Source organism: Thermosynechococcus sp. (assembly GCF_046299635.1).
In the GTDB taxonomy this organism is placed as follows: domain Bacteria; phylum Cyanobacteriota; class Cyanobacteriia; order Thermosynechococcales; family Thermosynechococcaceae; genus Thermosynechococcus.
In genome coordinates this window covers 73,278-95,665 of the sequence record NZ_JBKBHV010000003.1, presented here as the reverse complement: position 1 = coordinate 95,665, position 22,388 = coordinate 73,278, and the positions used below count along the sequence as shown (strand labels likewise).

Annotated in this window: 18 protein-coding genes and 1 pseudogene; 12 read left to right on the top strand and 7 right to left on the bottom strand. The window is 54.5% G+C overall.

Annotated features, from left to right (window positions below; translation table 11 throughout):
- The first annotated feature begins 85 nt into the window (after positions 1–85).
- The 3 genes from ACK4IR_RS02100 (at position 86) to ACK4IR_RS02090 (ending at position 3,634) form a co-directional block, all read left to right on the top strand.
- Positions 86–1,240 carry a DegT/DnrJ/EryC1/StrS family aminotransferase gene (locus ACK4IR_RS02100; protein WP_409871931.1) on the top strand — a complete coding sequence of 385 codons (1,155 nt, stop codon included), beginning with the start codon at positions 86–88 and terminating at the stop codon, positions 1,238–1,240.
- A gap of 114 nt (positions 1,241–1,354) precedes the next feature.
- On the top strand, positions 1,355–2,353 hold the full coding sequence (locus ACK4IR_RS02095) for a 2-hydroxyacid dehydrogenase (protein ID WP_409871928.1): 999 nt from the start codon (positions 1,355–1,357) through the stop codon (positions 2,351–2,353).
- Positions 2,354–2,428: 75 nt separating this feature from the next.
- Complete coding sequence (locus ACK4IR_RS02090; protein ID WP_409871925.1) at positions 2,429–3,634, top strand: argininosuccinate synthase; 1,206 nt, start codon at positions 2,429–2,431, stop codon at positions 3,632–3,634.
- On the opposite strand, the gene ACK4IR_RS02085 is transcribed toward ACK4IR_RS02090, so the two are convergent.
- A complete protein-coding gene (locus ACK4IR_RS02085) occupies positions 3,631–3,903 on the bottom strand; it encodes a YciI family protein (RefSeq protein WP_409872029.1) in 273 nt (90 codons plus the stop codon). The two genes, ACK4IR_RS02090 and ACK4IR_RS02085, sit on opposite strands and share 4 nt — an antisense overlap.
- Before the next feature lie 93 nt (positions 3,904–3,996).
- Between ACK4IR_RS02085 and ACK4IR_RS02080 the strand changes: the two genes are divergently transcribed.
- Together ACK4IR_RS02080 and ACK4IR_RS02075 are read left to right on the top strand one after the other, a co-directional pair.
- Positions 3,997–5,316, top strand: coding sequence for a pentapeptide repeat-containing protein (locus ACK4IR_RS02080; RefSeq protein ID WP_409871922.1), 1,320 nt, complete (start codon positions 3,997–3,999; stop codon positions 5,314–5,316).
- Positions 5,316–6,578: a CCA tRNA nucleotidyltransferase gene (locus ACK4IR_RS02075; RefSeq protein ID WP_409871919.1), complete on the top strand. Its 1,263-nt coding sequence runs from the start codon at positions 5,316–5,318 to the stop codon at positions 6,576–6,578. The genes ACK4IR_RS02080 and ACK4IR_RS02075 overlap by 1 nt, the downstream gene beginning before the upstream one ends.
- Here ACK4IR_RS02075 and ACK4IR_RS02070 read toward each other — a convergent pair.
- From ACK4IR_RS02070 to ACK4IR_RS02050, 5 genes are read right to left on the bottom strand one after another with little or no spacing between them, the layout of a single operon-like run.
- Positions 6,575–7,636 carry an extracellular solute-binding protein gene (locus tag ACK4IR_RS02070; protein WP_409871916.1) on the bottom strand — a complete coding sequence of 354 codons (1,062 nt, stop codon included), beginning with the start codon at positions 7,634–7,636 and terminating at the stop codon, positions 6,575–6,577. The two genes, ACK4IR_RS02075 and ACK4IR_RS02070, sit on opposite strands and share 4 nt — an antisense overlap.
- Entirely contained in the window at positions 7,621–9,210 is a 1,590-nt protein-coding gene (locus tag ACK4IR_RS02065; RefSeq protein WP_409871913.1) for a glucose-6-phosphate isomerase, read from the bottom strand. The genes ACK4IR_RS02070 and ACK4IR_RS02065 overlap by 16 nt, the downstream gene beginning before the upstream one ends.
- Positions 9,211–9,243: 33 nt before the next feature.
- Positions 9,244–10,101: an alpha/beta hydrolase gene (locus ACK4IR_RS02060; protein ID WP_409871910.1), complete on the bottom strand. Its 858-nt coding sequence runs from the start codon at positions 10,099–10,101 to the stop codon at positions 9,244–9,246.
- On the bottom strand, positions 10,098–11,687 hold the full coding sequence (gene ndhD1 / locus ACK4IR_RS02055) for a photosynthetic/respiratory NAD(P)H-quinone oxidoreductase subunit D1 (RefSeq protein WP_409871907.1): 1,590 nt from the start codon (positions 11,685–11,687) through the stop codon (positions 10,098–10,100). The genes ACK4IR_RS02060 and ndhD1 overlap by 4 nt, the downstream gene beginning before the upstream one ends.
- Before the next feature lie 49 nt (positions 11,688–11,736).
- Positions 11,737–13,698 (bottom strand): NAD(P)H-quinone oxidoreductase subunit 5, encoded by a 1,962-nt coding sequence (locus ACK4IR_RS02050; protein WP_409871905.1) that lies wholly within the window; start codon positions 13,696–13,698, stop codon positions 11,737–11,739.
- A gap of 247 nt (positions 13,699–13,945) precedes the next feature.
- Here ACK4IR_RS02050 and ACK4IR_RS02045 point away from each other — a divergent pair, with 247 nt between their 5' ends.
- From ACK4IR_RS02045 to ACK4IR_RS02020, 6 genes and pseudogenes are all read left to right on the top strand, one after another.
- Positions 13,946–14,665 (top strand): lipid-binding SYLF domain-containing protein, encoded by a 720-nt coding sequence (locus ACK4IR_RS02045; protein ID WP_409871903.1) that lies wholly within the window; start codon positions 13,946–13,948, stop codon positions 14,663–14,665.
- 62 nt (positions 14,666–14,727) lie between these two features.
- Positions 14,728–15,075: a YbaB/EbfC family nucleoid-associated protein gene (locus tag ACK4IR_RS02040; RefSeq protein ID WP_409871900.1), complete on the top strand. Its 348-nt coding sequence runs from the start codon at positions 14,728–14,730 to the stop codon at positions 15,073–15,075.
- A gap of 18 nt (positions 15,076–15,093) precedes the next feature.
- Positions 15,094–15,724: pseudogene (locus ACK4IR_RS02035) on the top strand (response regulator).
- Between the two features lie 69 nt (positions 15,725–15,793).
- The gene (locus ACK4IR_RS02030; protein ID WP_409871899.1) at positions 15,794–18,436 is read left to right on the top strand and encodes an FHA domain-containing protein; all 2,643 of its coding nucleotides are present in this window, start codon (positions 15,794–15,796) and stop codon (positions 18,434–18,436) included.
- 11 nt (positions 18,437–18,447) lie between these two features.
- Positions 18,448–18,843 (top strand): hypothetical protein, encoded by a 396-nt coding sequence (locus tag ACK4IR_RS02025; protein ID WP_409871896.1) that lies wholly within the window; start codon positions 18,448–18,450, stop codon positions 18,841–18,843.
- Between the two features lie 12 nt (positions 18,844–18,855).
- On the top strand, positions 18,856–19,374 hold the full coding sequence (locus tag ACK4IR_RS02020) for a DUF4330 domain-containing protein (protein WP_409871893.1): 519 nt from the start codon (positions 18,856–18,858) through the stop codon (positions 19,372–19,374).
- On the opposite strand, the gene ACK4IR_RS02015 is transcribed toward ACK4IR_RS02020, so the two are convergent.
- On the bottom strand, positions 19,361–19,759 hold the full coding sequence (locus ACK4IR_RS02015) for a RidA family protein (RefSeq protein WP_409872026.1): 399 nt from the start codon (positions 19,757–19,759) through the stop codon (positions 19,361–19,363). The two genes, ACK4IR_RS02020 and ACK4IR_RS02015, sit on opposite strands and share 14 nt — an antisense overlap.
- 352 nt (positions 19,760–20,111) lie before the next feature.
- On the opposite strand from ACK4IR_RS02015, the gene psaA reads away from it, so the two are divergent.
- On the top strand, positions 20,112–22,379 hold the full coding sequence (gene psaA, locus ACK4IR_RS02010; protein WP_409871890.1) for a photosystem I core protein PsaA: 2,268 nt from the start codon (positions 20,112–20,114) through the stop codon (positions 22,377–22,379).
- The last annotated feature ends 9 nt before the right edge of the window (positions 22,380–22,388 follow it).

Here is a 22,388-nt window from a genome sequence, read left to right as displayed (position 1 = left end):
CTACAACTCTAAGCCTAGCTTAATTCGCTAAAACCACACTACGCTCGTGAGAGGATGGTAATAAGGACTTGCGCTCGATGCTCTCATGGACACCATCCCTCTCCTCGATCTCAAAGCCCAATATCAATCCCTGCAAGCAGACATCGATCGCGCAGTTGCCCGTGTATTGGCATCGGGTCAGTTCATTCTAGGACCAGAGGTACAGGCCTTTGAGGAAGAGGTGGCGACCTATTTAGGGGTGCGCCATGCGGTGGCGGTCAACTCAGGCACCGATGCTCTGGTGATTTCCCTGCGCAGCTTGGGGGTGGGTGCAGGAGATGAGGTGATCACCACCCCTTTTTCGTTTTTTGCGACGGCAGAGGCAATTAGTTTGGTGGGGGCCCGCCCCGTGTTTGTGGATGTGGAACTGGACTCTTTTAACCTCGATCCGGCGAAGATTGAGGCAGCGATTACGCCCCGCACCAAGGCAATTTTGCCGGTGCATTTGTTTGGACGGCCTGCGGCAATGGGGGCGATGGTGGAACTGGCCCAAGCCTACGGGTTAGCAATTCTGGAGGATTGTGCTCAATCTTTTGGGGCTCGCTATTGCCCGCCCTGTGAAAATTGTCAATGTACAGCAGCAACCCAAAAGCGCTTCGCCCATCAATTCACGGGGGCGATCGGCCACATGGGTGCTTTTTCCTTCTTTCCGACAAAAAATTTGGGTGCCTATGGTGATGGGGGGTTGATTACCACCAATGATGATGATCTCGCCGAGCGATCGCGCATGCTGCGGGTGCACGGTTCTCGACGGCGCTACCACCACGAAATGATCGGCTACAATTCTCGCCTGGATAGCCTACAGGCAGCGATTCTGCGGGTCAAGCTGCCGCATATTGATCGCTGGAATCAAGAACGACGGCGGGTGGCGCAAACCTATAACCAAGCCTTAGCCGGGCTAGATAGAATAGTCACGCCTGAGATATCGCCGGGGCATGTGTTTCACCAATATACGATTCGGGTGCTTGATGGCCGGCGGGATGCCCTTGCCGCTTACCTGAAGGCAGCCGGTATTAGTTCAATGATTTACTACCCGATTCCCCAAGATCACTGTCCGATGTACAAGGGGCAGTCTCCGCCAAATCCGGTGAGCGATCGCCTTGCCGGCGAGGTGCTCAGCCTACCCATTTGGCCTGAATTGAGCGATGCCACCATTGAGTATATTGCGGTAACCATTCGCCAGTTTTTTCAGAGGCCCTAAGTACCTCTCCCCAGTATTTATCTTGACTTAACAAACCCTTAAAGTCCCACTCGCTAAGCTAGCAACAGACCTTTTCTAAAACCTGTAATGTTGCTAGGGCAGGAGTACGATTTCATGAAGGTTGCTGTTTTCAGTGCTAAATCCTACGATCGCGAGTTCTTGAATGCTGCGAACGCAGCTCAAGGTTACCCCCACTACCTGAACTACTACGACGTGCGCTTGCGCTCTAAAACTGCTTCCCTTGCCAAAGGGCATGATGCCGTCTGTGGCTTTGTCAACGATGATCTGGGGGCAGAGACCCTAACACGGTTGGCAGAGATAGGGGTACGTCTGATTACCTTACGCTGTACAGGCTTTAACAATGTCGATCTGGCTACGGCGGCCAGCTTGGGGATCACAGTGACCCGCGTCAGTGCCTATTCCCCCTATTCGGTGGCGGAGCACACCGTGGGACTGATCCTAATGCTCAACCGCAAACTCCACCGTGCCTACAACCGCGTGCGGGATGACAATTTCTCTCTAGAGGGGTTGATGGGCTTTGACCTGCACGGCTGTACGGTTGGTATTATTGGCACGGGTAAAATTGGCCGTATTGTGGGTCAGATTATGCGGGGTTTTGGCTGCCACCTCTACGGCTATGATCCCTACCCTAGTGAAGCCTTTAGGGAGATTGGTACCTACACAACCCTAGAGACACTGCTGGCGGAATCCGATATTGTCACGCTCCATTGCCCCTTGGTTCCTGAAAATGAACACCTGATTAATGCAACTACCATTGCTCAAATGAAGCGGGGCGTGATGTTGATCAATACCAGTCGCGGTAAACTGGTGGACACCAAAGCCGTGATTGAGGGCATTAAAAGTGGCCAAATTGGGTATCTGGGGATTGATGTCTATGAAGAAGAAGACTCCCTCTTTTTCCAAGACCTCTCCGATACAATCATCCAAGATGACACCTTCCAACTTTTACAATCTTTTCCTAATGTGGTGATTACGGCTCACCAAGCCTTCTTTACCCGCAACGCCCTCAATGACATTGCTCGTACCACGATTGAAAATTTGACCTGTTTTGAACAAGGCCTGCCCCTCGTCAACGAAGTGAAACAGAGCTAAAGGGCGGCAAAACGGCTATCCCCATAACCAGATCCGCTATAGTAGCGATCGCGTTTATTTTTTTAGGAAAGCAGCATGGGGCGTGCAGAAAAAGTCGTTCTGGCCTATTCGGGGGGGGTGGATACCTCCGTGTGTATTCCCTATCTCAAACACGAGTGGGGGGTCAAGGAAGTCATTGCCCTTGCGGCCGATTTAGGACAGGGGGAGGAACTGGAACCGATTCGCCAAAAAGCCCTAGAGGCAGGGGCCAGTGCCTCGTTGGTGGTGGATGCCAAAGCTGAGTTCATCCGTAACTACGCTTTTCCGGCCATTCAGGCCAATGCCCTCTACGAAAATCGCTATCCCCTCTCGACTGCCCTTGCGCGCCCCTTGATTGCCAAGCTCTTAGTGGATGCGGCTGCCGAGTACGGTGCCGACGCCGTTGCCCACGGCTGTACGGGAAAAGGGAATGACCAAGTCCGCTTTGATGTGGCGATCGCGGCTCTGAACCCCAACCTCAAGGTCTTAGCTCCTGCTCGCGAATGGGGCATGAGCCGGGAAGAAACCATTGCCTACGGCGAACGCTTTGGCATTCCCGCCCCCGTGAAAAAATCGTCTCCTTACAGCATTGACCGCAATCTTTTGGGACGCAGTATTGAGGCAGGCTCCCTTGAGGATCCGTGGAGTGAACCTCCCGAGGAAATCTATTCGATGACCCAAGCTATTGAAAATACCCCCAACTCCCCGGAGTATGTGACCATTGGTTTTGAAGCAGGGATTCCCGTCAGCCTTGAGGGTCGCTCCCTTGATCCTGTAACTCTTATCGGTGAACTCAATGAACGGGTGGGTCGCCACGGCGTTGGCCGCATTGACATGATGGAAAATCGCCTAGTCGGTATTAAGTCCCGCGAAATTTACGAAGCCCCTGCCCTCTTGGTGCTCATTGACGCCCACCGCGATCTCGAAAGTTTGACCCTGACTGCCGATGTCACCCAGTACAAGCGAGGCATCGAAGAAACCTACAGCCGCTTGGTCTATAACGGCCTCTGGTACAGTCCCCTGAAAGAGGCTCTGGATGCCTTTATTCAACAGACCCAGCAGCGGGTCACCGGTACCGTGCGCGTCAAGCTCTTTAAGGGAACTGCACGGGTGGTGGGACGGCAATCTCCCTACTCCCTCTATGCGCCCGAGTTGGCCACCTACGGCGCCGAAGATCAATTCGACCACAAGGCCGCCGAGGGGTTTATCTATGTGTGGGGACTACCCACCCGTGTCTGGGCAGAAAAACTGCGCCAAGGCTAATCGGGGGCTTCGACAATACACCACTCATGGAGTTCGTAGTCCACACAGCCGTGTTGGATAAGAGGATCGCGGGCAACGATTTCCTCGGCCGCCTTGCGGGAATCGGCGTGAAACAACAACATGCCACCTCCACGCTCGGCCCAGTATCCCGTGCGGGCCTGATGCCCTGCCTCGATCAGGGAACGCACATAGGCACGGTGGGCAGGAACGTATTGATCAAACGTGGCTTTATCCACAATGCCGCGCTCAATCTTGACAAACCATGGCATCGGTTCTTGGCTCCTGTGGGTTGGCATCAACCCCTAGAATAGCTATATGCAGTGTGCCTAGGCGACGCTGTTGTGCCCCGACTGTGAACCGCTATGAGTAAAACTATTACCCTAGAAACCTTGTTGAGTGAATTTGCCCGTGGAGTACGGAATTTCCGTGGTGTCAATTTGGCGGGCAGTGTGCTTCCTTTAGTCCAACTTAGCCATATTGATCTGGCGGGAGCCAACCTTCAGGGCATCAATTGGAGTGGGGCGGATCTCATCAAAGCGAACCTTGCAAATGCCGATCTGCGGGGCGCTAATCTGATCGGTGCCGATTTGAGCGGTGCCAATCTCACGGATGCCAATTTGCAAGAGGCGCTGCTCAGTGGGGCAATTTTGGTGGGCGCCTATCTCTCGCGGGCCAATTTGCAGCGGGCAGTGCTAAGTGGGGCAATCCTCAAGGGGGCGGTTCTCCACGACAGTAACCTCAAGGACACCAATGTGGTGGGAGCGGATTTATCGGCGGCGGATTTAACCGGGGCGATCGCCCGCCGCCAAGATCTCCAGGAGGCTAACCTTTCAGGAGCCACGCTCCCCAGCGGTGAAATTGTGCTCGAAGAGACGGATCCGGAGGAGGCTCCTGTTTCCTCTCCTGCTGCAAGTAGCACACCAATGGCGATCGCCGGCGAAACAACGGTTTTAGAGTGGACCAATGAGCAGGTGATTGAAAAGCTGATCCTCCAGCAGCATCCTTTACTGCCGTCTTACCAAAGTGCCGACCTGAAGGTAACCGATTTGGGCAATGGCTGCTACCAACTGCGAACGGTCACCGAAATGGTGGTGGCAGTGGTGGAGGGGTCGAGGGTGGCCGATGAAAAAGTAACCCTTTTCGTGGAGGCTCCTTTTGCGGATTTGGTGGCCGGTGTGCTCCAAGCCCATTCCTTTTTGCCCACGCAATTCATAAGTGAGCCTGTGCCCGCATGGCAGTACGAGCAGGTGCCGATTCCTGTGGGAGGCGAAGTTCATCAAGGAACGGCGCGGCAACTTTGGAAAACCTGGTGGCTCCTTTCAAAATCTGCTGCCAGGGGTCAAGAGCCAATCCCCCTCCAACTGTTGGTGGACAAACGTTGGCAACCCATTCGCGATATTGCCTTTTCCCCCTCAGCAGTAGGAGGCATCATTATCAAAACTGCGGCAGGAGATCGCCACTATTCTGCGGATGCTTCGCTCATTTGGCTAGAAAGTGTCCAGTTTGGATCACCGACAACCACTACCCCAGTGCCCACCCCTACAACCTCTCTCCGGAGCGGTCTACTGAAATTTGAAAATAATTGCTTGACGATTCAAACGGCGGCGGGTTCCGTCTGTGTGCGGGGGGAAAATTTGACGGTCACCCTTGATGGTCAGGCGATCGATCTAAACCAGCTCTGATGGTCGTTGTTCAGCCCTTTGATTTTAGTTGCTGGCCGATTGCGGTTAGGGATTTGCCTGCCAATACGTACCTCGTGGGGGGAGCGGTGCGGGATGCCCTCCTAGGGCGGACAACGTTGTACCCCGACTTGGATTTTATTGTGCCGGCGGAGGCCATTGCCCTGTCCAAAAAACTGGCGGACAAGTATCAGGCCGGCTTAGTGGTGTTGGATCGAGAGCGACAGATTGCCCGCCTGGTCTTTGCCAATGCAACGGTGGATATTGCGCAGCGGCATGGAGAAACACTGTTGACGGATTTGAGGGATCGCGATTTTCGCCTCAATGCGATTGCCTACGACATTCACCAGCACCGCCTTGTCGATCCCCTCGGTGGTCTGTTGGACTTGCAGCGCCGCCAAATTCACTATGTGGCGCCCGAAAATTTGGCTGCCGACCCGCTGCGACTCCTGCGCGCTTATCGCCAAGCTGCCCAACTGCAATTTACGATTACGCCCGAAACGCGGCAGGTGATCCAACGCCTTGCTCCCCAGTTGCGGCAGGTGGCCGCCGAACGGGTCCGGATGGAACTGAGTTACCTTCTGAGTGCCGCTGCAGGAGCCGCCCAAGTAACCCTCGCCTTTCGGGATGGGGTATTGCCGGTGTGGCTGCCTTCGGTTACCGAGGAGCGGATTACCCACTACCATGCCCTTGAGTCCACCCTCGCAAATTTCCCCTTCCCTGACCTGTGGCCGGCGCTGACAACATCCATTGCGGCAACCACTGCCCCCGGCGAACCCCAACGGCGAACCCTCGCGGCGTTGGCCAAGCTCACCTGCCTTGTAAATGCCGGCGATCGCCAAGCAGCCGAGGAACTGACCGCCCTCACCTACACCACCGATGAAATTCGCATTGTCCAAGTCCTGTGCCGACTGCTCAGCCACTGGTTAATCCCCCTTGAACAGCCCCTGAACCGCGAGCAAGCCTTCTATCTCTTTCGCACAGCGGGGAGCTATTTTCCGGCCTTTGTGGCCCTTGCCCTCAGCCGTGGCGTACCCAAAGATCATCTGGTGCCCTTGGTCAAAGCGTGGTTAGACCCCGGCGATCCCGTTGCCCATCCCCCCCAATTGCTGCGGGGGGCCGACTTGGTGGAACAGTTTCATCTTGCGCCGGGGCCGCGTATCGGGGAACTGTTGCGCGCCGTGGAAGCCGCCCAAGCCCGCGGAGAAGTTAGCGATCGCCCCCAAGCCCTAACCTATGTGGCCCAAATTCTGAACTGTTCTTAGGAGCCGCTAAGAAAAATCTCTTGCCAAAGGTTGTCATAGCGCTTTTGGCTTGCCCCATCGAGGGGCAGCAGTACCTCACTCCGGGCAAAGGCGCTGGGGGTGGCGAGGGGAATATAGCGGTGAAATAGGGTGGTCGTTAGATCCGCCACCAAGGGGGAAGGTGCATCACTAAACCGACTCAGTTGCTCGGCCACCTCTGGCTGCCACCAGTAGTTCAACCAATTCAAGGCTGCTCGATCCGGTTCCTGGGTACAGACCCATAAATCCGTCCACAGCGCCGTACCACTGCTCGGCAAGACCGCCGCATAGGTCTGGGGATCTTGCTTCAGGAGTGGCAGGACATCCGTTGACCACCCCACGGCCAATTGGGTAGCCCCTAGCATCAGGGGTTGCAGGTAGGCATCGGAGCTAAAGAAACGGCAACCTCGGCGCAGTTGAGACAAGCGCTCCCGTAATTGGGGATGGGTGGGCGGGGCGTTGTAGGACAGTCCCAAGGATTTCAGGGTCAGGCCGATTACCTCACGGGAGCTACTGAGCAGGCTGTAGTGACCCTGCACTGCCGGATGCCAGAGTGCTTCCCAATCTCTGGGTTCCCAGCCCAAGTCGGCAAAGAAATCGCGGCGGTAAACAAGGACGGTAGCTCCCCACCGATAGGGAAGACCCCAGAGGACATCCCCCTTACTTAGGAATTGCAGTAAAGACCGCCAAGGGTCTGCCCCGTCAAGCCGGTTGGGAAGCCATCCTTTGGGAATAGGCGCAATCTGCTGCCGACGAATTGCCTGAGCCAACCACCCATCCCCCAGACTTAGCACCGCCGACCCTAGGTTGCCCGCTGCCAGGAGGTTGGCCAGCGCTTGGGGAGTGTCCTCAAGATGCAGACGCACCGGAATCCGCCACTGTTGCTGAAATCGCTGAATGAGTTGTGGCGGTAAAGATTTGCGCAGCAGATAAACGGTTAGCTCCCCTGCAGTAGCTGCTTGACACCCCCTAAGGGCGATCGCCCCTAGGGCAAATAGCCCCTGACAAAATTGCCGCCGCTGCATTAGCGTTGTCGGCAAAACCGTAACCGAGCGGGCCGAGCCGGATCTCCCAGTTGCTCGATGCCGCGATTGTTGGCCACGAGGTGCCGCAGGATCAGGTAGATGCGTTCCAGTTGATCCGGGGCATTCACCGCGGTGGCGATCGCCCCCAAGTCGAGGGGTTCATCACTTTGTTCCAAGACTTTAACAATCTGCCGTTGCAGTGCCAAATTCGCCGCCGCGGCTTTCTTGCCGGCTTCGACGCCCGGCTGATGGTAGGCATTGATATTCACCAAGAAGCCATACAACCCCACCGCTCGCTCGTAAAGGGCAATCAGGGCGCCCACCGTCTTTGGGGTTACCTCTGGAATCGTGACCGTCAGGGAGGGGCGCTCCTTTTCATAGAGGGCTTGGCGCGTACCGAGGAGCAGGCCACTGAGGTAATCTCCTGAGGTAATGCCCGGTTCCACCTCTAGGCCGGGTTCTTGACCATCCCGCAGCACTTCAATAAACGTGACAAAGAAGTTGGGCAGGCCATCCCGCAACTGCTGCACATAGGCATGCTGATCCGTGGTGCCTTTGTTGCCATAGACCGCAATCCCTTGGTGGACAATGTTGCCGTCGAGGTCCTTTTCTTTGCCGAGGGACTCCATTACCAACTGCTGCAAGTAGCGGCTAAACAGCAACAGGCTATCTTTGTAGGGGAGGACAACCATATCTTTTTCCCCCCGACCCTTGCCTGCATGGTGCCACGCCAAAGCGAGAAGGGCAGCGGGGTTTTGGCGGATCTGCGGCACCCGCGTTGCCTGATCCATTAGCTTGGCACCTTCCAGCAGAGCGTCAATGTCAATCCCCTGAAGAGCCGCAGGCAGCAGACCCACCACAGACAGTTCGGAGGTGCGCCCCCCCACCCAGTCAAACATAGGGAAAAGGGCAAGCCAACCGTTGGACTCCGCCACTTGGGCTAAAGCACTCCCCGGCAGGGTAATGGCCACAGCATGAGCGGCAAAGGCCAGACCGGCCCGTTGAAAGCGAGCTTGGGTCTCCAGCATGCCATTGCGGGTTTCCGGTGTCCCCCCCGATTTGGAAATGACGAGAACCAGCGTTGTCCGCAGGCGATCGCCCAACTCGGCAAAGACCCGCTCAAACCCTGCCGGATCCGTGTTATCGAGAAAATGAATGTTCAGGGGAGGATTGACGGGGGCAAGGGCAGCCGCCACAAACTGCGGACCCAAGGCAGAGCCGCCGATGCCAATGGAGAGAATATCCGTAAAGCGACCCCCTTGGGGTGGAGCAATGGCGCCACTGTGCACCCCTTGGCTAAACCGCTTCACCTGGGCAATGGCCTCGCGAATGTCCGAACGCAATTCCGGGGTGGGAGCCAGCTCCGGATCGCGTAGCCAGTAGTGCCCCACCATGCGCCCTTCATCGGGGTTGGCGATCGCCCCTGCTTCCAGTGCTTTCATTTGCTCAAAGGCGCGCTCAAAGGCCGGCTCTAGGCACTGCACAACCTCTGGGGTCAACCCCATCCGACTGACATCCACATAGAACTCCAATTCAGGGTGGTAGTACAACCAATCTTGGTAATGCTGCCAAAGAGCCAAAGCATCCATAAAAACACTCTCGCGCTACGATCTCAGCCTACCTCAACAACCGTCCCTTGCCGCGAACCTCGGGTTTCCCTTAATAAACTGCGCCTTCACAAAAGCGGCAAATTCTGCTAAAGCGATCCGCAGGCGATCGCCCGCCACCTCAACGAAATCATTGTGATCGGCGCCCTCGACCCACAGGAAAAATTTTGGCTCAGGGGCAATGGCAAACAGATCTTGGCCATGACGAAAGGGTACAACCCTGTCGGCAGTACCGTGGAGAATCAACAGTGGCACCTCCAGGTGCGGCAGCTTATCCCGGTTGATGAATCGGTCAAAGGGAAACAGCGAGAACGGCAGCACCACCCGAAAGATGGAAGTAAAGGTACTTTCTAAGACCAGACCTGCAATCGGAACCCGTGTCGCCAGTTCCGTCGCCACTCCCCCGCCAAGGGAACGACCATAGAGAATCGCCCGTTCTGGAGGCACTTGCAGTTCCTCTGTGGGATAGGTATAGGCGGCTAAGGCATCTGCGTAAGCATGATACTCAGCGGGGCTGCCCGAACTCAAACCATAGCCACGATAGTCGTAGGCAAGAACGGAAAATCCCCACTGCCGCAGTGTCTGGAGAAAGGGTTCTACCATGCCGAGGTCTTCACCGTTACCGTGACTAAAAAGCAGCGTAAAGTGAGCCTCTGGATTAGAGACATACCGCAGCGCCAGGCGATCGCCCCGACCCACCGGAATCAACGTGAGATCCTCAGAAAAGAAATAGGTGGGAGGTGGCGGCTGGAAAATTAGCCGATCGACCCCCCAGTAGAGATAGACGGCAATGCTCAGGTAAATCAGGAGGAGCGATCGCCCCAAACGCAGCCAACTCCACTCCCCCAGTACCCAGTTTGGCAGCCAGCTCATTGAGGGGTAGAATGCAAGCTCGGTGCCAGCAGCGGCAGTGTCCCTAGGGGCTGCTCCACCTGTTGCGCCAGTGGCGGTACCACCTCCCGCACGCGGGCAATCACTTGACCGGTGGTTGCATCATAAATTTGCGTCAATAGCTTGGGATAAAGGCCAATGCCGATAATCGGCACCAGTAGGCAGGCAATGATAAACACTTCGCGGGGTTCGGCATCCACAAGGGCTTCATGCTCAACTAATTCCTTGTTTTCCGGGCCGTAGAAAATTTCCCGCAGCATCGAGAGCAGGTAAATCGGCGTGAGGATCACCCCCACAGCTGCCAAAAAGACCACCATCACGCGAAAGGGCAGAGAATAGGCATCGCTGGTGGCAAAGCCAATAAAGACCATGAGTTCGGCCACAAAGCCACTCATCCCCGGCAAGGCCAAGGAAGCCAGAGAGCAGGCGGTAAACATGGCAAAGATCTTCTTCATTTTCTGGCCGACACCCCCCATTTCCTCAAGGATCAGCGTGTGGGTGCGGTCATAGGTGGCTCCCACCAAGAAGAAGAGGCTGGCTCCGATTAAGCCGTGGGAGACCATTTGCAGGATTGCGCCGCTCATGCCCAAATTGGTAAACGAGGCAATGCCGATCAGCACAAAGCCCATATGGGAAATCGAGGAGTAGGCAATTTTGCGCTTGAGATTGCGCTGGGCATAGGAGGTCAGCGCCGCATAGATGATGTTGACCACCCCCAAAATCACCAGCACCGGCGCAAACTTGGCATGGGCTGCCGGCAGCATATCCACATTCATGCGAATCAGGGCATAGCCCCCCATCTTTAGGAGAATGCCCGCCAGCAGCATGTGCACCGGCGCCGTTGCTTCCCCATGGGCATCGGGTAGCCACGTGTGGAGAGGAACAATCGGCAGCTTGACCCCATAGGCAACCAAAAAGGCCGCATAGAGCAGCACTTGGAAACCGACGGCATAGTCCTTGGCTGCCAACGTCTGCATATCAAAGCTAATCGTGTCGCCATAAAAGGCCATGGCCAAGCCCGCCACCAAGATAAAGAGGGAGCTGCCTGCGGTGTAGAGAATGAACTTGGTGGCGGCGTATTGACGCTTGGGGCCGCCCCAAATTGCCAAAAGCAGGTACACCGGAATGAGTTCCAATTCCCAGGCAAGGAAAAAGACCAGCATATCCTGCACGGCAAAAACCGCAATCTGGCCACCGTACATCGCCAGCATTAAAAAGTAAAAGAGGCGCGGCTTCAGGGTCACCGGCCAAGCGGCCAAAATCGCCAAGGTGGTAATAAAGCCGGTGAGCAAAATCAGCGGCATCGAGAGGCCATCTGCCCCCACCGACCAACGCAGGCCAATTTCGGGAATCCAGTCATAGCTTTCCCACAGTTGCATGCCGGGAGTGTTCAGGTCATAGGACGTGGTGAAGGCATAGACCATCAGCGCAAAGTCCATCAACCCCACCGTCAGGGCATACCAGCGGATGGGGCGTCCTTTGCCGGTGGAATCTGGAATGAAGGGAATTGCCAAGGCAGCCACAATCGGAAACAGGATAATCGTTGTCAGCCAAGGAAACGTACTCATGGCAGTCGTGTTTACTCCTCCAGCAGTTAGGAAAGAACCCTGAGCGGGGTTAGGCTTGCACCGAGAAGATGACAAATCCCAACACCGCCAGCAGCACAATTAGGGCGTAGAATTGGGCACGGCCATTTTGGAAGTATTTCAGACCTTCACCGGTGACCATGGTGACAAAGCCCGTGAGGTTCACTACCCCATCCACCACGTTGTAGTCCACTTCCAAAACCTGACGCGCCAAGCGACGACAGCCTTTGATGAAGACCGCTTCGTAAAGTTCATCGAAGTACCACTTATGCAGCGAGAACCGATACAGGGGTTGAATGGCTTTGGCGATCGCCTGCGGACTGGGTCTGCCTTTGAGATACATCAGCGAAGCCAAGGTAATGCCGACTAGGCCAATACCCACAGAGCTGCTGCCAAGGATAAGGAACTCAGTCAAATCCACTGCGTGCTCCGCCACTATCTCCTCCGCAGGGGCATGGATAAAAGCCTCAAAGAGATTATTGAAGGGGGTACCTACAAAACCAATCAAAGTCGAGGGAATCGCCAGCACCACCAAAGGCAGCGTCATCGTCCAAGGGGATTCATGGGGTTCAGCGGCATGGTGATCAGGGTGCTCCCGGAGCGCGGGGGGCACATTGCGGAACTTACCCTCAAAGGTCATGAAGTAGATGCGGAACATATAAAAGGCCGTCAAACCCGCCGTGAGCCACGTCAGCCCCCACATGGCCGGGTTGGCATGAAAGACCGCCCCCAAAATTTCATCCTTCGACCAAAAGCCGGCAAAGGGAGGCACGCCAGAAATGGCCAAGCACCCCACCAGAAACGTTGCCGCCGTAATGGGCATGTATTTGCGCAGCCCCCCCATGTAGCGCATATCTTGAGCCAAGTCAGGGTTATGGCCAACTACCCCTTCCATGCCATGGATGACTGAACCTGATCCGAGAAAGAGCATGGCTTTGAAGTAGGCATGGGTCATCAGGTGAAAGAGGCCGGCACTATAGGCGCCCACGCCCATCCCCATGACCATGTAGCCCAGTTGGGAAATGGTTGAATAGGCCAAGCTCTTTTTGATGTCGTTTTGGGTGAGGGCAATGGTGGCACCCATAAACGCCGTAAAGGCACCCGTCCAAGCAATGATCGTCATGACTGGGGGCAATTGCTCAAAGACCGGGAACATCCGCGCAATCAGAAACACCCCGGCGGCCACCATGGTTGCGGCGTGAATGAGGGCAGAAATGGGGGTTGGGCCTTCCATTGCATCCGGCAGCCATACGTGCAGCGGAAACTGAGCAGATTTGGCCACAGGACCAAGGAAGACCAAGATGGCCAGAATTGCCGCCAGGCTGGGGGACAGTAGCCCCGTATTCACCAGCTCTGTCAGGCGATCGCCCATCTCTGCGAACTCAAACGTCCCCGTTGCCCAAAACAGACCCACCATGCCCAACAGAAGGCCAAAATCGCCGACGCGGTTGGTGACAAATGCTTTCTGCGCGGCTTCCGCTGCGCTTTTGCGGTCATACCAGAAGCCAATCAGCAGGTAGGAGCACATCCCCACCAGTTCCCAAAAGATATACACCTGCACTAGGTTAGGACTGACGACCAACCCCAGCATGGAAGAGCCAAACAGGCTCAAATAGGCAAAAAAGCGCACATAGCCGGGATCATGGGCCATGTAGCCATCGCTGTAGAGCATGACCAAAAAGGCCACCGTGGTGACAATGACCAGCATCAAGGCGGCTAAGGGGTCAATCACGTATCCCATGGCAATGTGGAGATTCCCCGCCGCTGCCCATTCAATCATTTGGGTATAGGGGGCATGGCCTTGGACTTGGCTCCAAAAGAGGCTCAGCGAATGTCCCATGGCGATCGCCATCAACGCCATGATGAAAATGGCACTGGGTCGCCGCAGTTTTGAGGTGGTCTCTGAGAAAGCAATTAAGCCAAAGCCAACAATTAGCGCTCCCAACAGGGGTAAAACGGGAATCAGCCAAGCGGATTGATACAGGGGTTCCATGTGTGCCACCTAACTTTCCATAAGAGCTGCCTGCCTAGAAAACCCAATAGGTATGAATCACTAGCATAGGCAAAACCCTCTACATTCTGCCACATCCCTTTGAGCAGGAGATAAGGGTCATTCATGACGGAAGATTAAAAAAATGTTTTTTCTTGCCGCCCTCACCCCGTAAGACTGAGGGAGGGAACAAGCCAAGCTGCTTTACCCGTCTAGCTACCCATTGAGCCAGTGAGGAATTGAGGACGCCATGGAACGGCAGGTGATCATCGGACGGATACGCCAGGTAGTGTCTATTGGAGTGGGGGCGATCGCCTTCAGTTTTATTCCCTACCCCAGCTTTAGCCAAGCCGCCCCCGACCCTCGAATGGTGCAGCGGGTGGAAAAAGCCACCTTTGTCCTAGGTGAGTTTACGTTTAGCAACAACAATCGCATTCCTGCGGAGATTGTCCGGCGTGTCCAAGGGATTGCCATTATTCCCAATGTGGTTCAAGCAGGCTTCCTCTTCGGTGGCCGCCGGGGTGCCGGAATTCTCTTAGTGCGCAACGAAAATAACGAATGGAGTAAGCCCGCTTTTATCACCCTAACGGGAGGAAGCTTTGGCCTGCAAATCGGCGCCCAATCTACGGATGTGGTGCTGGCCTTCATGGATAAATCTGTAGTCATGCGCAGCTTGGCGCAGTCGTTTCGCCTAGGGGGCAATGTCTCCGTTGCTGCAGGTCCGGTGGGTGGTGAGATCGTCAGTCCTACAGACCCTAGCCCCCAAGTCTTTTCCTACACGCGTAGTGCCGGACTGTTTGCAGGAGTTGCGCTAGAAGGAGCCAAGATTGCCTTTGACCAACGTGCAAGCGCTCAGTTCTATGGTCGGCGCAGCCTGACTCCCGGCCAAATTTTTGAGAATTCACCCCCCCTGCCTTCACCCCCTGTTCTCAACGGTCTTTACAATGCCCTTGCCCGTGCGGCTCGCTAATTCCCCTGTCACGACAGTGGTAAGATAGCAGTCAATAGTCCGCACTGTATAGAGAGAACACTATGGCACAGGGACAGGGTTTTGGCTTCGGTCTTGGCAAAATGAAGGAGCTGGCCGCAGCCATCCAAAAAGCACAGCAAGTTCAAGAGGGCGCCAAAAAGTTGCAGGAAGACCTTGAGAACATGGATATTGAGGGGCAAGCAGCGGGGGGTGCCGTCAAAGTGATTATGAGTGGTACCCAAGAACCCCGCCGCGTTGAAATCAGCCCAGATCTCCTCAGTGAAGGGGCTGAAGTGCTTTCTGATCTGGTGACCGCTGCCATGCGCGATGCCTACCAAAAATCCACCGCCACCATGCGGGAACGGATGGAAGAGTTAACAGGGGGCTTGAACGTTCCGGGTCTTGGTTAATGCACTTTCCCGCCCACCATGGCACCCAAGCTGCGGCTCCTGATTGTTGAAGACGATCCGATGATGCAACTGGGGCTAGGACAAGCCCTAGGGGAGCAGTTTGCTGTGGTGGGTTATGCCGAGGATGGGTATGGCGCCATTGATTTGACCCGGCAATTGCAGCCTCAAGTGGTAATTATGGACATTGGCCTGCCGAGGCTAGATGGGATTGCAGCAACCCAACGGCTTAAGCGAGAATTTCCCGATATTCATGTGGTGATGCTCACCTCCCACCAATCTGCCCTTGAGGCCGTTGCTGCCCTTTCTAGTGGTGCCGATGCCTACTGTATCAAGGGGGGAAACCGTTGAGCGATTACTGATGGCGATCGCTGCTGCCCAAGAGGGAGCTACCTACCTTGATCCCCAGATTGCCCGCCATGTGATCCAGCACCTGCATCCCCCCCAACCGACAATGGACTATCACCTTTCGCAGCGGGAACTGGATGTCCTCAAGCTCATGGTGGAAGGCTATAGCAACCCTGAAATTGCCGGCAAGCTCTTTTTGAGTCCGAATACGGTCAAGACCCATGTGCGGGGTATTTTGAATAAGTTGGCGGTGGATGACCGTGTACAGGCAGCAGTTGTTGCACTTCGTAACGGTTTAGTCTAGGCCTTCCACGAGATTGAAGTGCACTTGTTATCGTGAAGGGGATCTATCGGTGTGTAGAGCCTGTATCCCATGGCATCCCATAGTAATGAGGCAACGGTTTTAGCCTCGGATCAAGAATCATCCCCCTTTCTGCAAACCCCCTTTCTGCAAATTAGTACGCCCGCTTCTGTGGAGGAGTTTCCGCTCCTGCAACCGATGGTGCGGGTGGGGCGATCGCCTCACAATGAGATTGTGATTTCCTATCCGACCATTTCGCGGCATCACTTTGAAGTTGTTAGGACGGACACCGGCTATCGCATCCGTGACTTGGATAGTAAGCTCGGTCTGGTCTATGGCGATCGCCCCATCAAGGAAAAAGACCTCAAGAACTGGGATACCTTCTACATCGGTGCCAACGTTAAGATCACCTTCCGTGAGGGGCAAGCTCAGTTTCTGCAAAAAGCAATCAGATTTCAGGGCAAGACTGTCCTGGGCATTGGCCGAGGCGATGATAACGACATTCAAATTGATCACCCCCAAGTCTCGCGCCACCATGCCAAAATTGAACGTCAAGGCACCTCTATTGTCATTACAGACCTCAACTCCTCCAATGGTGTCTTTTGCAACGGCAAGCGCCTCACCAAACCCCATGCCCTACGAATTGGTGACAAAATTCGCATCGGCCCCTATCTACTGCAAATCAACGTTGATGAAACAATTACCGTTAACAATGAAACGGGCAGTATCCGCCTTGATGCCTTTGGCTTAGAAAAAGTCGTCCAAGGGAATAAAAAACTGCTCCACGATGTCTCCCTATCCATTTTGCCCCGTGAATTTGTGGTCATTGCCGGCGTCAGTGGGTGTGGCAAATCCACCCTCTTGCGGGCGCTGACAGGATTTAACCCAGCCACCAGTGGTACCGTCTTGGTAAATGGCAACGATCTCTACCATAACTTTGATGCCTACCGCTCTCAGTTTGCCTATGTGCCTCAGGAGGACATTGTCCACAAGGAACTCACCGTTGAGGAAGCCCTCGACTTTGCGGCTCAATTGCGGATGCCCGCCGACATTACACCTGCTGAACGCCACAGCCGCGTTGAAGAGGTAATGCAGATTTTGGGTTTGAGCCAACGGCGGGATGTGCCAATCAAAAACCTCAGCGGTGGCCAACTAAAGCGAGTCTCCATTGGCGTTGAGTTAATTACCAAACCCAGTTTGTTTTTTCTGGATGAGGCCACTTCGGGTCTGGATCCGGGTACTGAGGCAGATGTGATGACGGTGTTGCGGCGCTTGGCCAATGGTGGCTGCACTGTCGTGCTGATTACCCATGTCACGGAAAATATCAAGCTATGTAATTTGGTCTTGTTTCTCGCCGCTGGTGGTCGCATTGCCTATTTTGGCTCTCCCAATGAAGCTCCTGACTACTTTGGGGTCAAGTCCTTTAATGACATTTATCCCTTGGTGGAGCGTGAACGCAGTCCTGAGGAATGGCAGCAATTATATTTGCAGTCAAAGCAGTACAAAGCCTACGTTCTCGATCGCCAGAAGTCGGTGGTTTGTCACTTGGATCACGGACGTTCCCCAGATGTCCAAACTAAACGCGCCAGCAAAGTTCCCCAGTACCATCCCGTCTCAGGGTTACGACAGTACCTGATCCTGCTGCAACGGGAAGCGGCGGTTTTGCTGCGCGATCGCGTCAGCTTAATTTTGAATTTCTCGATTCCTTTCTTTATTGGTTTACTGGACTTAATTGTTTGGGATCGCCACCTCTTTGATATTCGCAGAGGGGATGCTGCCTCAGCCATTACAATGCTCTTTGCCACAGCTTTGGTGGCGGTGATGGTGGGTAGTTTAACTACGATGCGCGAAATCGCCAAGGAGCGAGAGATTTACCGCCGCGAGCATCTCGTAGGGCTGAAAATTGGTGCCTATGCCTTCTCTAAGACAACGGTGGCGTTGCTGTTAGCGCTTTATCAGGCCTCGGCTTTTCTCCTGTTCAAAAACATTGCCATTGATTTTCCCGGCGATAGCCTCACCCAGTTGCAGCTGTGGCTGACGATGTTCTTGGCCTCCTTCAGTGGCATGATGATGGGGCTATTGGTGTCGGCACTGTCACCGAATACGGCGATCGCCCCCCTGCTGCTGATTCTCTTTATCATTCCCCAAGTGACGTTTGGAGGCGGGATTATTGCCCCTTCCCAGATGAATCCCATTGGCCAAGTCATGAACGTCTTTACCCTAACCAAGTGGCCCTTTGAGGCCTTTGTCACGATTACAAAAGTGGGCAGGGATGTGGCTTTGGATCCCTGCTGGACGAAACCCAATGAAACCCATGCCCCCGAAAGCTGTGGTTGCACAGGTGCCCAACTCTTTAAGACCTGCTACTTTCCGGGAGTTCGCGGCTACTACACCCCTGCCCTTGATGAGGCAGAACCGAAAAAGCCCACGGAACCCACAACGCCAACCACCCCAGCGGCCTTTGCCACCTTCCAAGAGGAGATGGCTAACTACAAGGATGATTTGGAGATTTGGCAGAGCTACTATTCTAACTGGATGCTGAAGCGAGAAAAAGCAATTGGCCAAGCGGAAGGCATTATTGATCACCTTTACGGCATTTATGGTGAGATCCTTGACGTGAATGTGCCGGGGCACTGGCTGATCATTAGCTTGTTTATTGTCCTCATGTTTACCACGATTGTCGGCATTCAGATCTACTTCGATACCCTTCACTAAGGGGGTGGCTGGTGAATTCCCTCATCCCGTTAGGACAAACCCAACTCCAAGAGTACGTCACTGCCTTGGCATGGGGCGATCGCCATCTGCTGGCCGCTTCAGCTGCAGGAGAGGTGTATCACATTGACCCAGAGGTGGGTGAGCAGCTCATCACCGTGGCACTGTGCGCGCTCTCTCTATGCATCCCCAAGGTCAAGGATTCGTGTTCAGTGGCGATGAGGGATGGCTCTGTTATTGACAGCAGACCCAGCCGCAGGAGTTACTTCAAGGTGCCCAAGAATACTGCACAACCCTTGCTTGGCACCCCAAGGGAGACTATTTGGCAGCAGGAGGCACCCAAGGAGAACTCTGGGTTTAGCAATCCAGTTAAAGAGTACGTGCATGGTAGGATGTTGCTGCGGGTTTAAGCTAAAGTGCCGATGAAACTTATTGATCGTTATGGCCGCCTTTTTGGCAAGCTGAGTCTTTTAGACCTTGGGGCAGGGATTGTACTCCTGTGTGTCCTAGCGGGGCTATTTCTCCTGCCGGGGCGATCGGGTACCTCCTTAGCCCAGATGACGGCTGCACAACCCATTGAGGTAGATATTTTAGTCCTTGGCCTGAGCACCCCTAGACCTCAAGAGCTAATTCCTAAAGGCAGTACCGCCAACTTTATTATTCGCAACCAGCCCTATGGCCAAATCACTGTGAAAAATGTCCAAGTACTGCCGCGCACGGTTACCGTTTCCCAGCCCGATGGCTCGGTTAAAGCGCTGCCAGATCCCCGCCCAGAGATGGCCTTTAGTAGCAACTTGCTCCTAACCCTCGAAGGCCGAGGTCAAATTACCAAGAATGGTCCTGTCCTAGGAAATACTGGTATCAAAGTAGGGACGCCCGTAGAGCTAGAGGGCAAAGAATATAATTTTCGAGCCTCAGTGATTGCCGTTAGGCCATTGTAGGACAGTAGGCAATGCAGTCAATTTCAACTTTCACACCCTTCGGCAGTCGTGACACCTCCACACAGGCACGGGCAGGCGCTGTTTTAGCATCCATGTACTTAGCATAGATTTCATTCATGGCCGCGAAGTCATTGAGGTCTGCGAGATATACAGTTGTTTTCACCACCTGTGACCAATCAGTGCCGGCGGCCTTGAGGACAGCAGCAAGGTTATCCATCACTTGGCGAGTCTGCTCCTTGACATCTTCCCCACCGACAATTTCCCCCGTTTTGGGATCGAGGGCGATTTGCCCCGCGAGAAAGACCCATTCCCCTTGACGCACGGCTTGGCTGTAGGGACCAACGGGCATAGGTGCATTAGTGGTATAAATAATCACTTTTGTCATAAAACTTAAAACAACTACATCGAGGGCGCGATCGCCCCAAACGCTCATTCTACAGGGGATTGAGCCATATCTACCTGTATTAAATCAATGGATATGATAGTCCATATGTTATGCATTTATACCCCCACAATCATGTCAAGAATTCAAGCATCTTAAATAATGTTAATTATCGGCAAAGTCTGTACTCCCCCTCTATAATGCTGAATTGAGCGTTCGCCTCCCGAACGGGCTTTATCGTTCCATTCTGGGTCTTTAGATTCACGATTCTTCACAATCATTGATCTAAAGATCTTTCTATTTTCCGAGGTGAATGCCCTCGTTCCTTCCTTGCCTAAGAGAGAGGAGAGACTCGATGACCATCAGTCCACCGGAGCGAGAGCCAAAGGTCAGAGTCGTGGTTGACAATGACCCGGTGCCCACATCGTTTGAAAAATGGGCGAAACCCGGGCATTTTGACCGCACTTTGGCCAGAGGACCCCAAACCACCACATGGATTTGGAACCTCCACGCTCTTGCCCACGATTTTGATACACACACGAGCGACCTTGAAGATATTTCCCGCAAAATCTTCAGTGCACACTTCGGCCATCTGGCTGTGGTGTTCATCTGGCTGAGTGGGATGTACTTCCACGGTGCAAAATTCTCAAACTATGAGGCTTGGCTGGCCGATCCCACCGGTATCAAGCCCAGTGCTCAAGTGGTCTGGCCCATTGTGGGTCAAGGCATTCTCAATGGTGATGTCGGCGGTGGCTTCCACGGCATCCAAATCACCTCGGGGCTATTCCAACTGTGGCGTGCCTCTGGGATCACCAATGAGTTCCAGCTTTACTGCACCGCAATCGGTGGCTTGGTCATGGCTGGCTTAATGCTCTTTGCAGGCTGGTTCCACTATCACAAGCGCGCTCCTAAGCTGGAATGGTTCCAAAACGTGGAATCCATGCTCAACCACCACCTTGCCGGTCTACTTGGCTTGGGGTCTTTGGCTTGGGCAGGTCACCAGATCCACGTGTCGCTCCCCATCAACAAACTCTTGGATGCCGGGGTTGCGGTCAAGGACATTCCCTTGCCCCATGAGTTCATCCTCAACCCCAGCTTGATGGCCGAGCTATATCCCAAAGTGGATTGGGGCTTCTTTAGTGGCATCATTCCCTTTTTCACTTTCAATTGGGCTGCCTACTCGGATTTCCTGACCTTTAACGGCGGCTTGAACCCTGTAACCGGTGGCCTGTGGCTGTCGGATACAGCCCACCACCACGTGGCGATCGCCGTCCTCTTTATCATTGCCGGTCACATGTACCGCACCAACTGGGGGATTGGCCACAGCCTTAAAGAGATTCTGGAAGCCCACAAAGGCCCCTTCACCGGTGCCGGCCACAAAGGTCTCTATGAAGTGCTGACCACCTCTTGGCATGCCCAACTGGCCATCAACCTTGCCATGATGGGTTCACTGAGCATCATTGTGGCGCAGCACATGTATGCCATGCCCCCCTATCCTTACTTGGCCACCGACTATCCCACCCAACTCTCGCTGTTTACCCACCACATGTGGATTGGTGGCTTCCTGATTGTGGGTGGTGCGGCTCATGGTGCCATCTTCATGGTGCGTGACTACGATCCGGCAATGAATCAAAACAACGTCCTAGATCGGGTACTGCGCCATCGCGATGCCATCATTTCTCACCTGAACTGGGTGTGCATTTTCTTGGGCTTCCACAGCTTTGGCCTGTACGTCCACAACGACACCATGCGCGCCTTTGGTCGTCCCCAAGATATGTTCTCCGATACGGGGATTCAACTTCAGCCCGTGTTTGCCCAATGGGTACAACACCTGCACACCCTATCCCCCGGTGGCACGGCTCCCAATGCAGCAGCCACGGCAAGTGTCGCCTTTGGTGGTGATGTCGTTGCTGTCGGTGGCAAAGTCGCCATGATGCCCATTGTTCTGGGAACTGCTGACTTCATGGTGCACCATATTCACGCTTTCACGATCCACGTGACGGTGCTGATTCTGCTGAAGGGCGTGCTTTTTGCCCGCAGCTCTCGTCTCATTCCCGATAAAGCCAACTTGGGCTTCCGCTTCCCCTGCGATGGTCCCGGTCGTGGCGGTACCTGCCAAGTCTCCGGTTGGGATCACGTCTTCTTGGGTCTGTTCTGGATGTACAACTGCATCTCCGTGGTGATTTTCCACTTCAGTTGGAAGATGCAGTCGGATGTCTGGGGTACGGTTGCCCCCGATGGCACGGTCTCTCACATTACGGGCGGTAACTTTGCCCAAAGTGCCATCACCATCAATGGCTGGCTACGGGACTTCCTGTGGGCACAAGCTTCGCAGGTGATTGGCTCCTATGGTTCAGCCCTATCCGCCTACGGCTTGTTGTTCTTGGGTGCTCACTTCATTTGGGCCTTCAGCCTCATGTTCCTCTTCAGTGGCCGTGGCTACTGGCAAGAGCTGATTGAGTCCATTGTTTGGGCCCACAACAAGCTGAAAGTTGCACCGGCCATTCAGCCCCGTGCCCTGAGCATTATTCAAGGGCGGGCCGTCGGTGTTGCCCATTACCTCCTAGGGGGGATTGCCACCACTTGGGCATTCTTCCTAGCTCGGATTATTTCTGTAGGATAGGGGCGAGGA

Coding starts and splice junctions, on each gene's coding strand:
- ACK4IR_RS02075 (WP_409871919.1), top strand. CDS start 5,316: ATGGTCGTTGTTCAGCCCTTTGATTTTAGTTGCTGGCCGATTGCGGTT.
- ACK4IR_RS02095 (WP_409871928.1), top strand. CDS start 1,355: ATGAAGGTTGCTGTTTTCAGTGCTAAATCCTACGATCGCGAGTTCTTG.
- ndhD1 (WP_409871907.1), bottom strand. CDS start 11,687: ATGAGTACGTTTCCTTGGCTGACAACGATTATCCTGTTTCCGATTGTG.
- psaA (WP_409871890.1), top strand. CDS start 20,112: ATGACCATCAGTCCACCGGAGCGAGAGCCAAAGGTCAGAGTCGTGGTT.
- ACK4IR_RS02030 (WP_409871899.1), top strand. CDS start 15,794: ATGGCATCCCATAGTAATGAGGCAACGGTTTTAGCCTCGGATCAAGAA.
- ACK4IR_RS02090 (WP_409871925.1), top strand. CDS start 2,429: ATGGGGCGTGCAGAAAAAGTCGTTCTGGCCTATTCGGGGGGGGTGGAT.
- ACK4IR_RS02080 (WP_409871922.1), top strand. CDS start 3,997: ATGAGTAAAACTATTACCCTAGAAACCTTGTTGAGTGAATTTGCCCGT.
- ACK4IR_RS02045 (WP_409871903.1), top strand. CDS start 13,946: ATGGAACGGCAGGTGATCATCGGACGGATACGCCAGGTAGTGTCTATT.
- ACK4IR_RS02015 (WP_409872026.1), bottom strand. CDS start 19,759: ATGACAAAAGTGATTATTTATACCACTAATGCACCTATGCCCGTTGGT.
- ACK4IR_RS02040 (WP_409871900.1), top strand. CDS start 14,728: ATGGCACAGGGACAGGGTTTTGGCTTCGGTCTTGGCAAAATGAAGGAG.
- ACK4IR_RS02020 (WP_409871893.1), top strand. CDS start 18,856: ATGAAACTTATTGATCGTTATGGCCGCCTTTTTGGCAAGCTGAGTCTT.
- ACK4IR_RS02050 (WP_409871905.1), bottom strand. CDS start 13,698: ATGGAACCCCTGTATCAATCCGCTTGGCTGATTCCCGTTTTACCCCTG.
- ACK4IR_RS02060 (WP_409871910.1), bottom strand. CDS start 10,101: ATGAGCTGGCTGCCAAACTGGGTACTGGGGGAGTGGAGTTGGCTGCGT.
- ACK4IR_RS02065 (WP_409871913.1), bottom strand. CDS start 9,210: ATGGATGCTTTGGCTCTTTGGCAGCATTACCAAGATTGGTTGTACTAC.
- ACK4IR_RS02085 (WP_409872029.1), bottom strand. CDS start 3,903: ATGCCATGGTTTGTCAAGATTGAGCGCGGCATTGTGGATAAAGCCACG.
- ACK4IR_RS02100 (WP_409871931.1), top strand. CDS start 86: ATGGACACCATCCCTCTCCTCGATCTCAAAGCCCAATATCAATCCCTG.